General features: G+C 74.0%; 13 protein-coding genes and 1 riboswitch. Of the genes, 6 read left to right on the top strand and 7 right to left on the bottom strand.

All coding sequences use genetic code 11. The features are described from left to right. The first annotated feature begins 16 nt into the window (after positions 1-16). Both AB0A97_RS02885 and AB0A97_RS02880 read left to right on the top strand, forming a co-directional pair. A complete protein-coding gene (locus AB0A97_RS02885) occupies positions 17-1,186 on the top strand; it encodes a steroid 3-ketoacyl-CoA thiolase (RefSeq protein WP_361143549.1) in 1,170 nt (389 codons plus the stop codon). A 97-nt stretch (positions 1,187-1,283) separates the two neighbouring features. After that, positions 1,284-1,865: a DinB family protein gene (locus AB0A97_RS02880; protein ID WP_361143546.1), complete on the top strand. Its 582-nt coding sequence runs from the start codon at positions 1,284-1,286 to the stop codon at positions 1,863-1,865. A 75-nt stretch (positions 1,866-1,940) separates the two neighbouring features. On the opposite strand, the gene AB0A97_RS02875 is transcribed toward AB0A97_RS02880, so the two are convergent. From AB0A97_RS02875 to AB0A97_RS02845, 7 genes are all read right to left on the bottom strand, one after another. Beyond that, the gene (locus tag AB0A97_RS02875) at positions 1,941-2,387 is read right to left on the bottom strand and encodes a transglycosylase SLT domain-containing protein (RefSeq protein WP_361143543.1); all 447 of its coding nucleotides are present in this window, start codon (positions 2,385-2,387) and stop codon (positions 1,941-1,943) included. Positions 2,388-2,742: 355 nt separating this feature from the next. After that, a complete protein-coding gene (locus tag AB0A97_RS02870) occupies positions 2,743-3,633 on the bottom strand; it encodes an ECF transporter S component (protein ID WP_361143540.1) in 891 nt (296 codons plus the stop codon). Next, positions 3,630-5,468, bottom strand: a complete 1,839-nt coding sequence (locus AB0A97_RS02865; protein WP_361143537.1) for an ATP-binding cassette domain-containing protein — start codon at positions 5,466-5,468, stop codon at positions 3,630-3,632. Before AB0A97_RS02865 ends, AB0A97_RS02870 begins: the two co-directional genes overlap by 4 nt. Continuing rightward, positions 5,465-6,667 (bottom strand): CbiQ family ECF transporter T component, encoded by a 1,203-nt coding sequence (locus AB0A97_RS02860; RefSeq protein ID WP_361143534.1) that lies wholly within the window; start codon positions 6,665-6,667, stop codon positions 5,465-5,467. Before AB0A97_RS02860 ends, AB0A97_RS02865 begins: the two co-directional genes overlap by 4 nt. After that, complete coding sequence (locus AB0A97_RS02855; protein ID WP_361143531.1) at positions 6,664-7,377, bottom strand: SCO2322 family protein; 714 nt, start codon at positions 7,375-7,377, stop codon at positions 6,664-6,666. Before AB0A97_RS02855 ends, AB0A97_RS02860 begins: the two co-directional genes overlap by 4 nt. After that, a complete protein-coding gene (locus AB0A97_RS02850; RefSeq protein WP_361143528.1) occupies positions 7,377-8,708 on the bottom strand; it encodes a prenyltransferase/squalene oxidase repeat-containing protein in 1,332 nt (443 codons plus the stop codon). Before AB0A97_RS02850 ends, AB0A97_RS02855 begins: the two co-directional genes overlap by 1 nt. Positions 8,709-8,914: 206 nt before the next feature. Continuing rightward, positions 8,915-9,050, bottom strand: a riboswitch (cobalamin riboswitch). A gap of 134 nt (positions 9,051-9,184) precedes the next feature. Further along, on the bottom strand, positions 9,185-10,258 hold the full coding sequence (locus tag AB0A97_RS02845) for an MBL fold metallo-hydrolase (RefSeq protein ID WP_361143525.1): 1,074 nt from the start codon (positions 10,256-10,258) through the stop codon (positions 9,185-9,187). Between the two features lie 208 nt (positions 10,259-10,466). On the opposite strand from AB0A97_RS02845, the gene AB0A97_RS02840 reads away from it, so the two are divergent. The 4 genes from AB0A97_RS02840 (at position 10,467) to AB0A97_RS02825 (ending at position 15,357) form a co-directional block, all read left to right on the top strand. Then, a complete protein-coding gene (locus AB0A97_RS02840; protein ID WP_361143522.1) occupies positions 10,467-11,918 on the top strand; it encodes an aldehyde dehydrogenase in 1,452 nt (483 codons plus the stop codon). Positions 11,919-11,926: 8 nt separating this feature from the next. Further along, on the top strand, positions 11,927-12,208 hold the full coding sequence (locus AB0A97_RS02835; RefSeq protein WP_361143519.1) for a ferredoxin: 282 nt from the start codon (positions 11,927-11,929) through the stop codon (positions 12,206-12,208). Positions 12,209-12,431: 223 nt separating this feature from the next. Further along, on the top strand, positions 12,432-15,092 hold the full coding sequence (lanKC, locus tag AB0A97_RS02830; protein ID WP_361143516.1) for a class III lanthionine synthetase LanKC: 2,661 nt from the start codon (positions 12,432-12,434) through the stop codon (positions 15,090-15,092). 148 nt (positions 15,093-15,240) lie between these two features. Further along, a complete protein-coding gene (locus tag AB0A97_RS02825; protein WP_063726143.1) occupies positions 15,241-15,357 on the top strand; it encodes a SapB/AmfS family lanthipeptide in 117 nt (38 codons plus the stop codon). Positions 15,358-15,408 lie beyond the last annotated feature (51 nt).

Here is a 15,408-nt window from a genome sequence, read left to right as displayed (position 1 = left end):
AGAGGACGAGTCAGTCATGGCCGCGGAACCCATCATCGTGGAAGCCGTACGCACCCCGATCGGCAAGCGCGGCGGCGCGCTCGCCAACCTCCACCCCGCCTACCTCCTCGGCGAGACCTACCGCGAACTGCTCGCCCGCACCGGCATCCAGCCGGACTGCGTGGAACAGATCGTCGGCGGCACGGTCACCCACGCCGGCGAGCAGTCCATGAACCCGGCCCGCACCGCCTGGCTGACGATGGGCCTGCCGTACGAGACGGCCGCGACCACCGTGGACTGCCAGTGCGGCTCGTCCCAGCAGGCCAACCACATGGTCGCCAACATGGTCGCGGGCGGCGTCATCGACATCGGCATCGGGTGCGGCGTGGAGGCGATGTCCCGGGTGCCGCTCGGCAGCGGCTCCAAGCACGGCCCCGGCAAACCCTGGCCGGACGAGTGGAACGTGGACCTGCCCAACCAGTTCGAGGCGGCCGAACGCATCGCCCGCAACCGGGGGCTGACCCGCGCGGACGTCGACGCGCTCGGGCTGCGCTCGCAGGAGCGGGCCGCGGCGGCCTGGGCCGAGGAACGTTTCAAGCGTGAGACCTTCGCCGTGCAGGTGCCGACCACGGAGGACGAACAGGCCGCCGGGCAGGGCATGTGGCGGCTGGTGGACCGCGACGAAGGGCTGCGCGACACGAGCATGGAGGCGCTCGGCGGGCTCAAGCCGGTCATGCCGACCGCCGTGCACACGGCGGGCAACTGCTCACAGATCTCGGACGGCGCGAGCGCGGTGATGTGGGCGTCCAAGCGGATGGCCCGCGCGCTCAAACTCAAGCCACGGGCCCGCATCGTCGCCCAGGCGCTGGTCGGCGCGGACCCCCACTACCACCTCGACGGGCCCATCGACGCGACGCGGGCCGTGCTGGGCAAGGCCGGGATGTCACTGAAGGACATCGATCTGGTCGAGATCAACGAGGCGTTCGCGTCGGTCGTGCTGTCCTGGGCGAGGGTCTTCGACCAGGATCTGGAGAAGGTCAATGTGAACGGCGGCGCCATCGCCCTGGGCCATCCGGTCGGCGCCACGGGTGCCCGCCTGATCACCACGGCACTGCACGAACTGGAGCGGACGGGGAAGGAGTTCGCCCTGGTCACGATGTGCGCGGGTGGAGGGCTGGCGACGGGGACGATCCTTCAGCGGCTGTGAGGGGCGGGGCCGGGACGGCGATACGACGCGGCGGGCGAGGGGCGCGGGGGACGGCGCAGCGAGGGGCGTTGTCAGTGGTCCCTGTCACACTCGCCTCATGACCGAATCAGGGGTGCGGGAGACGAAGCCTGCGGCGGTGCCGCGGGAGAATTACGCGCCGATGTGGGCGGACGACGGCGGTGTGCGGCAGCGCCCGCCGCTGGTGGGGGACGAGCGGGACATCCTCACCAGCTATCTGGAGTGGCGCCGCGCCACCTTCGAGCTGAAGTGCTCGGGAGTGCCCGCCGAGCGGCTCTCGGAGCGGACGGTGCCGCCGTCCGGGATGAGCCTGCACGGGCTGATACGGCATCTCGCCGGCGTGGAGCGGTGGTGGTTCCACCTCCAGTTCGCGGGCGAACGGACCCCGATGCTCCACTACTCCGACGAGGACCCCGACCAGGATTTCGACGACCTGTCCGGCGACCCGGCGGAGGCCCTGGCCGTCTGGCGGGAGCAGTGCGAGTACTCCCGCCGCATCGTGGCCGGCGCACCGTCCCTGGACGCGACGGGCACCCACGCGGCCTCGGGAGAGCCGGTCTCCCTGCGCCGCATCATGGTCGACCTGATAGCGGAGTACGCCCGGCACAACGGCCACGCCGACCTGCTGCGCGAGCGGATCGACGGGGCGACCGGGCGCTGACCGGGGCGGGTGCGCGAAAGCGGCCGACGCCGGAGGCGTCGGCCGCTTCAGGGGAGGTCAACTGCCGCGGGCCGCTCAGTACCAGTTGTGGGACTGCCAGAACTTCCAGGCGTCGCAGGGGCTGCCGTAGGTGGAGTTCATGTAGTCCAGACCCCACTTGATCTGGGTCTCCGGGTTGGTCTTCCAGTCCGGGCCCGCCGAGGCCATCTTCGAGCCCGGCTGTGCCTGCACGAGGCCGTAGGCGCCGCTGGACGGGTTGGTGGCGGTCGGGTCCCAGCCGCTCTCGCGCTCGACGATGTTGCTGAAGCACTGGTACTGGGCCTGGTCCGGGATCAGCTTGTGCGCCGCGGCCTTGGCGTCGCTCGCGCTCGCGGAGGACGGGGCCTGCGCGGGGGCGGCGGCCTGGGCCGGAGTGGCGCCGAAGGCGACGGCCGAGGTGCCCAGGGCGACGGCACCGACGGCGACGACGGCCTTCTTGCGGGCGGCGAGACGGCTGGTGATCGTGGACGAGGTGACGCTCACGGGAGGGGGAACCTTCCGACGGGGTGCAAGGGGCGCCGCCGAGGCTGCGGCCAGGGGGGAAGAAGCACGCTGCGCTCGGCGACAACATCCACCCTGGGAAGTGGTCGGCGGGGTTGGCAATACCCGGACGTACTAGTGGATCTCGCACGCGGGGTGAAAGGTCCTGCCCGTTCCGGCCCGAGGGGGAGCGGATCGGCGGGAGGCCGGATCTACGAAGGAGAGCCGTACGGGGGCGGAAGTCCTGTGGGTGGGGTCACACGGAGTCGGGTGGAGGTAAGGGTCGGGGCGGGAGTACAGGTATTACTGCTCAATCTCGGGCACTACTGCCGCCTGCTTCGGGCCCTTGCTTCAGCCCTTACCGCTTCTCCGGCTGCGGGGGCGTCGCTTCGGGGGCGAACGTCGCCGGGGCGTCGAACGCCGCGCGGCGCGTGGCGCGGCGCAGAGCCTTGAGGAGGGTGGGGCCGAGGGTGAGGGTGAGGACCACCGTGACCAGGGCCCTGGGCAGGTCCCAGCCCAGTGAGGTCGCCAGGCAGTAGGCGACGAAGCGCGCCAGGTTGTCGGGGAGCGGATCGCCCGGCACGAAGGAGACGCCGGTGGCCATGCCGCCGATGTAGGGCCAGCCCTGGAGATTCATGACCAGGCCGTACAGGACGGCGGAGACCCCGCCGTACACCGCGATCATGATGAGTTCGCGGCGGCCGCGCAGCCGGTCCGGGCCCGGCAGCAGGCCCGCGCCCATCGCCACCCACCCCATCGACAGCATCTGGAACGGCAGCCACGGCCCCACCCCGCCGGTCAGCAGCGCGGAGGCGAACATCGACACCGAGCCGAGCACGAACCCGAAGCCCGGCCCCAGCACCCGCCCGGACAGCACCATCAGGAAGAACATCGGCTCGATGCCGGCGGTGCCCGCGCCCAGCGGGCGCATCGCCGCGCCCGCGGCGGCGAGGACGCCGAGCATGGCGATGGCCTTCGCGTCCAGGCTGGGCGCGCCGCCCGTCGCCGAGGACGCCGAGGTGTCGGCGATCGTGGCCACGACGACGGCGAGCAGCAGCGGCAGCAGGGCCGCGAACAGCCACGGCGCGTCCTTGGAGTGCGCGAGGCCGGAGGCGGAGCCGGCCAGCAGGGGCCAGCCGAAGGCCATCACACCGATGGCGGAGATCAGGACGAGTGCGGCCACGGCGCGCGGGCCCAGCCGGACCGCCCGTGCCTGCCGGTCCGGGGGAGCGGGGAGCGTACGGGTCATGCCGTGGCCTCCAGAGCGTGGGCGACCTGGGGCACGGTGAGCCACGGCAGCGGCGCCAGCACCTTGGAGACCTGCGGTGCGAAGGCGGGGGAGGAGACGACGACCTCGGCGGTCGGGCCGTCCGCGACGACCTCGCCGTCCGCGAGGATGACGACCCGGTGGGCCAGCTCGGCGGCCAGTTCGACGTCGTGGGTGGCCAGCACGATCGCGTGCCCCTCGGCGGCCAGCCCGCGCAGCAGCTCCACGAGACGCCCCTTGGCCGCGTAGTCCAGACCGCGGGTCGGCTCGTCGAGCAGGAGCAGCGGCGGCCGGGCGGTCAGCACGACGGCCAGCGCGAGGGCGAGCCGCTGGCCTTCGGAGAGGTCGCGCGGGTGGGTGCTGTCCGGTACGTCCGGGAGCAGCCGGGTGACCAGGCCGCGGCAGGTGCCGGCGGCGGCGTCCGCGTCGTGGTCGGCGGCGGCGCACTCGGCGGCGACGGTGTCCGCGTACAGGAGGTCGCGCGGCTCCTGCGGTACGAGGCCGACGTGCCGCAGCAGCGTACGCGGCGCGGTGCGGTGCGGAGCCGCGCCGCCGACGTGTACCGACCCGGCGGTCGGCTCGTGCATGCCGACGAGGGTGGTGAGCAGGGTGGACTTGCCCGCGCCGTTGCGGCCCATGAGGGCGATCGTCTCGCCGGCGCGGACGGTCAGGCCGACGCGGTGCAGGGCGTCGATCCGGCCGCGCCGTACGGAGAGCCCGGCGGTCTCGGCGGCGAGCGGGCCACCGGAGCCCGCAGGCGCGGGCCCCGACGCGGAGGTGTGCCCCGGCGTGGACGTGTGCCCGGAGGCGGACGTGTGCCCGGGCCCGTGCGTCGCCCCGGCGGGGTGACGTTCCTCGCGGCGGCGCCACCGCCCGAAGCGCTTACGGCTGGAGACAGCGTCCTCCGAGCCGCGGCCGGTGACGGGGCCGGAGCCGTTGCCGGGACCGGACGCCCCGGAACCGGTGTCCGGCGCCGTCACCCCGGTTTCCCCCGGCTCCACCCCCGCCAGCCGCTCGCGCAGGGACGACGCCTTGCGGCGGGCGTCGCGTACCGACAGCGGCAGCGGTGACCAGTGGGCGAGCCGGCCCAGGGCCACCACCGGCGGGTGGACGGGGGAGACGGCCATGATGTCGGCGGGCGCGCCGACGACCGGGGGCGCGCCGGGCGCGGGCAGCAGGATGACCTGGTCCGCGTACTGGACGACGCGCTCCAGCCGGTGTTCGGCCAGCAGGACCGTCGTACCGAGGTCGTGCACCAGGCGCTGCAGCACGGCGAGCACCTCCTCGGCGGCGGCCGGGTCCAGGGCGGAGGTCGGTTCGTCCAGGACCAGCACCTTGGGGTGGGTGGTGAGCACCGAGCCGATGGCGACCCGCTGCTGCTGCCCGCCGGAGAGCGTGGTGATGGCGCGATCGCGCAGGTCGGCGAGGCCGAGGAGGTCCAGGGTCTCCTCGACGCGGCGCCGCATGACGTCCGGGGCCAGGCCCAGGGACTCCATGCCGTACGCGAGTTCGTCCTCGACGGTGTCGGTGACGAAGTGGGCGAGCGGGTCCTGGCCGACGGTGCCGACCACGTCGGCCAGTTCGCGCGGCTTGTGGGTCCGGGTGTCCCGGCCGGCCACGGTGACGCGGCCGCGCAGGGTGCCGCCGGTGAAGTGCGGCACGAGGCCGCAGACGGCGTTCAGCACGGTGGACTTGCCGACGCCGGAGGGGCCGACGAGCAGGCACAGTTCGCCTTCGGGCACGGTCAGGTCGATGCCCTGGACGGCGGGTTCCGCGGCGTCCCCGTAGGTGACCGACACCTGGTCGAAGCGGATCACTGAGGGGACTCCTTCGTGTGCGGCGCGCCCTGCGCCGGAGACTTCTCTGCCCGTACCCGCCCGGCCCCCGACTCCGTCCCCGGCTCCGCCTCGACCCCCGCGGCCCGCTGCGGCAGCGGCGCGACGAACGCCGGAAGCAGCCCCACCAGGACGCCGGCCGCGGGCCACAGCGGGAGGACGGGCGCGGTGAGCGGGACGGCGGGCGGGTGCAGGGTGGCCGGGTCGGAGGAGTTCGCCCAGATCATCAGGGCGGCCACCGCGATGCCGGAGCCCGACACCAGCCAGGCGCGCACGCCCCACCGGTCGGGCCGGTAGCGGCTGCGTACGGACCGGCGGCCGCCCAGCCACAGCCCGGCGAGGGCCGCGGCGAGCCCGGCGAGCAGCACCGGCAGGCCGTACGCCGCTCCGGTGTCGGCCAGCAGCCCGTACGTACCGGCGCAGACGCCGAGCAGGCCGCCGAGGGTGAGGGCGGTGGTGGTGTGCCGTACGGCGGGCGGCACCTGCGCCGTACGGCCGTAACCGCGCGCGTCCATCGCCGCCGCCAGCGACACCGAACGTTCCAGCGCGCCCTCCAGGACCGGCAGCCCGACCTGGAGCAGCGCCTTGACGCCCCGGTCCGGGCGGCCGCGCAACCGGCGTGCGGCGCGCAGCCGCTGCACGTCGGCGACGAGATGGGGCGCGAAGGTCATCGCGACGACGACCGCGACGCCCGCCTCGTACAGGGCGCCCGGCAGGGACTTCAGCAGACGTGCCGGGCTGGCGAGCGCGTTCGCGGCGCCGACGCAGATCAGCAGGGTGCCCAGCTTCAGCCCGTCGTAGAAGGCGAAGAGCATCCCCTCGGCGGTGACCCGGCCGCCGATCCGCACACCGCGCGCCCACTCGGGCAACGGCACTTCCGGCAGCGTCACCAGGGTGTGCGTACCGGGGACGGGCGAGCCCAGGAAGAACGCGAAGACCAGCCGGATGCCGATCACCAGCAGGCCGAGTTTCAGGAACGCGCCGTACGAGCGGGCCCACGGGGCGTCCGTGCGGCGCGCCGCGACGACGTATCCGGCGACGCCGATCAGCAGGCCCAGCAGCAGCGGATTGGTCGTCCGGGAGGCCGCGGTGGCCAAACCCAGCGCCCACAGCCACCAGGCACCCGCGTGCAGCGCGGTGGAGCGGGTGGCGCGGGGCGCGCCGAGGACGCGGGCGCTCATCCGCGGCGGCGGCGAGCCTGCCACCCGGCCGCCGCGCCCAGGACGACCAGGACGGCGAGGCCACCGATCAGTCCGGCGGAGGGGCCGCCCGAGGCGTCGTCGTCCGCCTGCTTCCCGGCGGCGGACGCACCTTCGGAAGCACCCGGGTCCGGCGTAGCTGAACCGGAACCGGAAGCCTGGTCCGCACACCCCGCCTTCGGATAACCGGCGATGGCGCACAGCAACGAGTTCGCGTCGTACCGCAGCGGCTTGGCGACGGCCGCCAGCGCGTCCCCGGCCGTCCCGTCCTCGGGCAGCCGCGCGCACTCCGTACGGACCGGCGGCGGGTTCTCCCCGGCCGCCGCGTCCGCCTTCGTACCGAAGTCGAGGACCAGGCCGACGCGCTTGGTGCCGTCCTGGGCGGGCGTCTTCCCGCAGATCGCGGCGAAGTCCGCGGCACGGCGCGGCTTGCCGGCCGCCGCCGAGCCGGCGCTGACGGTGAAACGGAACCCCACCACGGCGCCGTCCCGGGGGCGGCTGGTGGCCGGCCCCTCGGTCGCGTACGACCAGCCGCCGTCCCCGGAGGCCGGGGCGCCGGCGGCGGGCCCGTCCCAGAAGGACCAGTACCGGTACTCCTGCGCCTGGGCGGGCGCCGCGCCGAGGCCCGTGACCGTACCGGCCAGGACCAGGGCGCCGAGGAGGCGGGCGGAGCGGGACCGCGGCGGGCGCATCAGACGTCGCTCTTCTTCCGGCGGCCGCTGAGCAGGAACCCGGCGCCGATGCTCGCCACGAACACGATGCCGAAGATCCACCACACGCCGGAGTTCTGCTCGTCCTGGTTTTGCGCGTCCTTCTCGGGCGCGGCGGACGGCGCCGAGCTGCCGGCCGGCTTGGGGCCGGTGGCGTTCAACTGCGCGACCAGGTCGGCGCCGCCGAAGGAGCGCGGGTCGGCGCCCGCGGCGTGCGCGGCGAGCACGAGCTGCGCGTACGCGGCCGGGCCGGCTTCCTTGGCCCAGTTCGCGGAGTTCTTCTCCAGCCACTTCAGCGGCGCCTGCGCGGCGTCGCCGTGCGAGCCGGCGGCGAGGGCCACCACGGCGTCGGCGGTGTTGCCGACGTCGGGCTGGTCCCCGGCGCCGGGCATCGCGGACTTCAGGTGCTGGCCGTTGGCGCCGAGCACCGCGGCCAGGTAGGCGGCACCGCCCTCGGCGGCCTGCTTCGGGTCCCGCCGCGCGTCCTTGTCCGCCGCGCCGCCGTCGCACTTCAGGGGCTTGACCGGCGCGTTGACGTCCTTGCCCGCCGGGTCGACCACGAAGCCGTCGCCCAGCCCGCCGAGCACGGCGGCGGCCGTGGCGTCCGCGTTCGGGGCCAGCTTGCCGTCCTCGGGCTGGAAGGCGAACGCGCCGCGCTCCCCTTCCTTCGCGTCGCAGCCCAGCTGGAAGGTGACCAGTGCGTCGTACGGGGACTTGCCGCCCTTCTGCACGGACTCCGGCTTCTGACCCGCCGCCTTGAGCGCGCCGATCACCACGGAGGTGGAGTTGGCGTCACTGGGCGAGCCGCTCATCGACGGCCAGCCGCCGTCGTCGTTCTGTACCGACTTCAGCCACTTCACGGCCTTCTGCACGGCGTCGTCGTGCCCGCCGAGCGCGGCCAGCGCCTGCACCGCGGCACCCGTCTGGTTGGTGTCCCGCATCGTCTTGTCGTCGCACGCCGTGGCCGGGTCGGCGCGGTAGGCGCTGAAGGCGCCGTCGGAGCACTGCTGCCCGGCGAGCCAGTCGACGCCCGTCACCGACGGACGCACACCGGCGGTGCGCTGCGCGAGGAGGGCGAGCGACTGCCGCCACACGCCGTCGAACTTCGGGTCCTTGGTGCCGTACAGCCCGTCGGGCAGCTTCGACGCCTGCGCGGCGGGTGCGGGGGAGTCGGCGGCCGCCACGGGGGCACCGGCCGCGCACAGCACGGCGGCCCCGGCCAGCGCCGCGGCGGCGCGGCGCGCCAGGGCGGCGAAGGTGGGGGCCGTGGAAGCCCTGGGAGCCAGGGAAGCCTGGGAAGCCGTGGTGGCCATCGGGTCGGTGCCTCTCGGGTCAGGTCGCTGCGGTGGGTCCGCGGTGGGCCGGTGGTGGGTGCTGCGGTGGGTGCGCAGCCGCACTCGGACGCCCCGCCCTCCGCCGGTCGACGACCGGCCGCGGTGGCACCGGGCTCAGCTCCGCATACCTCGACGGTGCCGCGCACCGGGCGCCCGCGCGAGGAGGCGCGGCCTTCCGGTGGCGGGAGCCTTGGTCGTGCCCCAGCGGGTGCTCCGGCTCGGCGGGTGTACGGCGGACGTACGTCCCGGATCACGGTTGCGGGTCAGCGCCGGATTTCCACCGGCTTCCCCCGATCGGGCACGGGATGAAATTGTCTCGCACACCTTAACCGGCGGTCCGGGCGAGTCCCGGGTACGGGCCCGGGAGGCGCCGCCGCACCCGGACCGCCAGGGCCTGCCGTCACCTTCCCGCCTGCCGCGCGCCGCCCGGCCCCGGAGCCACCCGTCCTGCTCCCTCACACCGCCCGGTACTCCGCCGGCTCCGCCCCCGGCACCGCCTCCGCCAGCCCCAGCCGCACCAGCCGCCGCAGATGCGCCTCCGCCTCCGCGACCGCGATGGTGCGCGACGCGTACGGGATGCGCTCCCACGGCCGGTTCCACTCCATGGCCTCGGCGAGCTGCCACGGCGTGCGGGGTACGGCGAGCAGCGCGCGCAGCCCGGCCAGCCGCTCCTCGTGGTGGGCGAGCAGTTCGCGCACCCGGCCGGCCGCGTCCGTGAAGGCGTGCTGGTGGGCGGGGAGCACTTCGGCGGGTGCCAGCCGGGCGACGCGTTCCAGGGAGGCCAGGTAGTCACCGAGGGGGTCGCCGGGTGTCGCGTCGTCCGGGTCCTCGTAGAGCCCGATGTGCGGGCTGATGCCCGGCAGCAGGTGGTCACCGGAGAAGAGCCGGCCGTGCCCCGGCCGCCGGGCCGGGTGCTCCTCCTCCAGGTGCAGGCACACATGGCCGGGCGTGTGGCCGGGCGTCCAGACGGCGCGCAGCCGGCGGCCGGGCAGATCGAGGAGTGCGCCGGGTTCGATCTCGCGGTCGGGCAGTGCCGCCCGCTGCCCGGGGAGGTCACGCACCGGCTCCTTGGCGCGCACCTGACGCAGGGGCGTCAGGTGACTGTCGGGCGCGCCGGCCGCGGCCAGCTTGGCGATCAGGTGGTCCAGCCACCGGCCGGGTTCGGCCGCCCGGGTGCGGCGTACGACGGCGGCGTCCGCCGCGTGCATGGCGATCCACGCGCCGGACGCCTCCCGTACGCGGGCGGACAGGCCGTGGTGGTCGGGATGGTGGTGCGTGACGAGGACGCCGTGCAGACCGGTGACGTCGAAGCCGCAGGCGGTGATCCCGGCGGTCAGGGTGTCCCAGGCGTCCGGGTCGTCCCAGCCGGTGTCCACGAGGACCGGGCCGCGGCCGGTCTCCAGGAGGTGGACCAGGGTGTGGCCGAGCGGGTTGTCCGGGATGGGGACGGCGATCGACCACACGCCGCCCCGGTGGTCGGTCACCCGGGGCCCGGCCTCCGCCGTCCCGGTCCGGGCCGCTGCTGTCATCCGCGCACCTCCGCCTCCGCGCGGACGTGCCGCGCCCTCGTACCGAGCACCGTACCGAGCCCCTCGTACCGGGCAGCCGTACCCGGCCCCGTACGAGCATTGCCCAGCATAACTAGAACTGGTACTAGTCCTGATGCGGCGTCAGAAACTCTCCGCACCGTCCTGGATCGCCACGAGAACCCCGTCCGACCCTCAGGAGGCGGCAGCCATGAGCGCACTCGTCGAGTACGAACAGCTCTACATCGGCGGCGAGTTCACCGACCCGGCCGGCGGCGGCAACATCGAGGTGGTCTCGCCGCACACCGAGCAGGTCATCGGCCGGGTGCCGCACGCCTCGCGGACCGATGTGGACCGGGCCGTCTCCGCGGCCCGCGCCTCCTTCGGCTCCGGGGTGTGGGCCGGTACGCCGCTCGCGGAGCGGATCGCGGTGGTCACGCGGATCAAGGACGCGTTCGCCGTGCGCAGCGAGGAGATCGCCAGGGTCATCAGCGCGGAGAACGGCACCCCGTACACCTCCAGCGTGATGGTGCAGGCGCTGGCCGCGATGATGGCGTGGGACGCGGCGGTCACGGTCGCCCGGGACTTCCCGTTCGAGGAACGCCGGGCCGGTGTGCTCGGGCCGCTGCTGGTACGGCGCGAGCCGGTCGGTGTGGTGGCGGCCGTGGTGCCGTGGAACGTGCCGCAGTTCACCGCGGCGGCCAAGCTGGCGCCGGCGCTGCTGGCCGGCTGTTCGGTGGTCCTCAAGGTGTCGCCCGAGACACCGCTCGACGCCTATCTGCTGGCGGACATCGTGAGCGAGGCCGGGCTGCCCCCGGGCGTGCTGTCCATCCTCCCGGCGGACCGGGAGGTGAGCGAGTACCTGGTCGGGCACCCGGACGTGGACAAGGTGGCCTTCACCGGGTCGGTCGCCGCGGGCCGGCGCGTCATGGAGGTCGCGGCGCGCAACCTGACGCGGGTGACGCTGGAGCTGGGCGGCAAGTCGGCCGCCGTCATCCTGCCGGACGCCGATCTGGACGCCGCGGTGGCGGGCATCGCGCCGTTCGCGTGGCTGGTCAACGGGCAGGCGTGCATCGGGCAGACGCGCATCCTCGCGCCCCGCGAGCACTACGACGAGATCGCCGAGCGGTTCGCCGCCGTCGCGTCCGCCCTGCGCGTGGGCGACCCGCTGGACCCGGCGACCGAGATCGGACCGCTGGTCGCCCGGCGCCAGCAGCAGCGGTCGCTGGACTACATCGCCCTCGGACAGCGCGAGGGCGCCAAGATCCTGACCGGCGGCGGGCGGCCGGAGGGGATGGAGACCGGCTGGTACGTGGAGCCGACGCTGTTCGGCGAGGTGTCCAACTCCATGCGCATCGCCCGCGAGGAGATCTTCGGCCCGGTGATCTGCCTGCTGCCGTACGAGGACGAGGCCGAGGCGGTCCGGATCGCGAACGACTCCGAGTACGGGCTGTCCGGCTCGGTGTGGACCGCGGACACCGAGCGCGGCATCGACGTCGCCCGGCGGGTGCGGACGGGTACGTACTCCGTGAACACCTTCAGCATCGACATGCTCGGTCCCTTCGGCGGTTACAAGAACTCCGGAATCGGGCGGGAGTTCGGGCCCGAGGGCTTCGGCGAATACCTGGAGCACAAGATGATCCATCTGCCGGCGGAGGGGTGAGGGACGGAATGAGCGGTACGGCCGACAAGGGCAGGAAGGGCGCGGAGGCCGGGCCGGACGGGCCCCGCTGGCGCGTGACGGTCGACCGGGGCGTCTGCATCGGCTCCGGCCTGTGCGTGGCCACCGCCCCCGGCGGCTTCGCGCTGGACGCGGCCCGCCAGTCGCACCCCGTACGGCCCGAGTGCGACGCGTCCGACGACGTGCTGGCGGCGGCCGAGGGCTGCCCCGTCGAAGCGATCACCGTGACGGACGCCGTCACGGGGGAGGCGGTCTTCCCGCCCGACGAGTGAGCGGCCCCGCCCGGCGCGGGCGCGGGCGGGCCCGGGGAGAGCGGCTTCCGGCCACCGGGGCGGTGGCCGTCCCCGCCGGGCGGTACGGGTGCGAGCCCCGCGCCCACCGGTACGTACCGTCGGTAACCCGTGAACTTCTCACGGTGATCTCGTGACATCTGTGACTGTTAACGCTCCCCGGCGGCGTGGAAATCTCTGTGCCACGCCGCCGAGGGGGGAGACGATGGACAAGCGGTACGAGGTTTACTGTCTCGCCGACAGGTTCTTCTACGAGACCCCGGACCGTCTGTCCGCAGGGACCGCAGCCGCGTCGGGCCACGGCCCCCTGTACGAAGCGGCGCAGCGCGCAGTCCCCGAAGGGTGGCGGTGTTTCCTCTCCGGGGACTGGCTCCACGTGAACCCGGTCGAGGCGGAAGGACAGCCGGGTACCGGACTGCCCCCGCAGGGCTGGAAGATCCACGTCTCGGCCTGTACGGACAACGCCGAGAAGCTGGCGTCCCAGGTGTGGGACTACTGCGTCGCCCGGCGGATACCGTTCAAGTTCGTACCGGGGCCGCGCCCGCTGCACCTGCGCAACTCCAAGTACGCCGACCGCGGTTCGAGCGGCAAGTTCGCCACGATCTATCCGTCGGACGAGCAGCAACTGCACACCGTCCTGCGGGAGCTGGGCGCGCTGCTGGCCGGCGAGCCGGGCCCGTACATCCTCAGCGACCTGCGCTGGCAGGACGGCCCGCTCTACGTGCGGTACGGCGGATTCACCCGGCGCTACTGCGTCGACGAGCACGGCAACCTGGTCGGCGCGATCGAGAACGCCGACGGCAAGCTGGTTCCCGACCGGCGCGAGCCGAGGTTCCACGTGCCGGAGTGGATCGACCTGCCGGACTTCCTCGCCCCGCAGCTCGCCGCCCGCAACTCCACCACCGTCGCCGACCTGCCGTACCAGATCGAGTCGGCACTGCACTTCTCCAACGGCGGCGGCGTCTACCTCGGCCGCGACCGGCGCACCGGCGACAAGGTGGTGCTCAAGGAAGCCCGTCCGCATGCCGGGCTGGCCGCCGACCGCGCCGACGCCGTCACCCGCCTGGAGCGCGAACGGGCCGCCCTGGAGAAGCTGTCCGGGCTCGGCGTCGCGCCGGAGGTCCGCGACTGGTTCACCCTGGACGACCACCGCTTCCTGGTCATGGACTTCCTGGAGGGGCGCACCCTCAACGCGTTCTTCGCCGAGCGGCACCCGCTGATGGGGCCCGCGCCGGAGCCGTCCGCGCTGGCCGACTACACGCGGTGGGCGCTGGGCATCCACGCGGCGGTCGAGGACGTGGTGGCCGCCGTGCACCGCCGCGGCGTCGTCTTCAACGACCTGCACATGTTCAACATCATGGTCGCGCCCGACGAGAGCGGCGTGAAACTCCTGGACTTCGAGGCGGCGGCGGAGGCCGGCGAGGCGCAGCGGCAGACGCTGGCCCACCCGGGCTTCATCGCCCCGGCCGACCGCACCGGCTTCGAGGTCGACCGGTACGCGCTCGCCTGTCTGCGGCTCGCGCTGTTCCTGCCGATGACCACGCTGCTGGTGATCGACCGGGACAAGGCCGCGCACCTCGCCGAGATCGTGGCGCACGAGTTCCCCGACGTACCCGCGGAGTTCCTGGCCGAGGCGGTGGACGTGATCCAGGGGGCCCCGGTCCCCGACGCGGCCGCGCCGGTGACGGCCCCGGACGCGTCCAGGAGCGCTCCGGTGACGGCCCCGCCCGCGAAGCGCCGTACCGGCCCCGCGCCCTACCTCCCCGCCGAGCCCGCCGACTGGCCGCACAGCCGCGACGCGATGGTCGCCGGCATCCTGGCCTCGGCCACCCCCGAACGCACCGACCGGCTCTTCCCCGGCGACATCGCCCAGTTCACGGACGGCGGCGGGCTGGGGATCGCGTACGGCGCCGCCGGCGTCCTGTACGCGCTCGCCGAGACCGGTGCCGGGAGGTACGGGGAAGGCGAGGAGTGGTTGTTGCGGCAGACCGCCCCGCCTCCTCCCGGCACCTCGCTGGGCTTCTACGACGGGCTGTCCGGCGTCGCCTGCGTACTGGACCGGCTGGGCCACCCCGAGCGGGCCATGGAGCTGATGGAGCGGGTCCTCGCCGAGAAGTGGCACCGTCTCGCGCCCGACCTGCACGGCGGCCTGGCCGGCGTCGGCCTGGCCCTCGACCACCTCGCCCGCACCCGCGGCGAACGGGAACTGCGCGACCGGGCCCTGGAGGCCGCCGGGCACACCGCCGACCGGTTGGACGCCTGCGGAAAGCGGGCCGGCCTGCTGCGCGGCGCCAGTGGACCCGCGCTGCTGTTCCTGCGGCTGTACGAGGCCACCGGCGACCCGGGCCTGCTCGACCTCGCGGCCGAGGCGCTCCGGCGCGACCTGGCGCGCTGCGTACGGAACAAGAACGGCACCCTGGTCGTCGACGAGGGCTGGCGGACGCTGCCGTACCTCGGCGCCGGCAGTGTCGGCATCGCGGCGGTGCTGGACGACTACCTGGCGCACCGCGCGGACGAGGAGTTCCAGGAGGCGCGGACCGCCATCCTGCCCGCCGCCCGATCCCGCTTCTACGCGCAGCCCGGCCTCTTCCGCGGCCGCGCGGGATGCGTCCTGCACCTGGCGCGTACGACCACACCGGGTGCCGACCTGGACGGCGCGCTGGCGGCCCAGATCTCCTACCTGGGCTGGTACGCCATGCCCTACCGGAAGCACCTCGCCTTCCCCGGCGACCAGATGATGCGCCTGTCGATGGACCTGGCGACCGGTACGGCGGGCTGCCTGCTGGCCCTCGGTGCCGCGCTGCACGACCGGCCCGTCCAGTTGCCCTTCCTGCCGCCCCCCTCCGCGGAGGCCAGGCGGCCCTAGAGCCGGCCCCGGCCGCAGTGCCGGAGCCGTACCCCGGGTGCCACGGGGAGACCCGTCACCCGGAACCGCAGCAACACCCGCAACACAGCACCACCAGCAACACAGCAACACCAGTACGACTACGTCCCCATAGTGAGAGGAAAGTGTCATGGCGCTTCTCGACCTCCAGGCGATGGACGCTCCCGAGCACGGCGGCGGCGGTGGCGGCAGCGAGGCCAGCCTGCTGCTCTGCTGGAGCGAGGCCAGCATCGTCCTGTGTCTCTGACCTGACCGGTCGGACACCGCTGCCGGAATGCCTGAACCGGTAGCCCAGATC

Origin of the sequence: Streptomyces sp. NPDC045470, from assembly GCF_040646595.1 — a bacterium.
GTDB lineage: Bacteria > Actinomycetota > Actinomycetes > Streptomycetales > Streptomycetaceae > Streptomyces.
The sequence above is the reverse complement of the archived record's forward strand: the minus strand, read 5'-3'. Positions and strand labels throughout refer to the sequence as shown.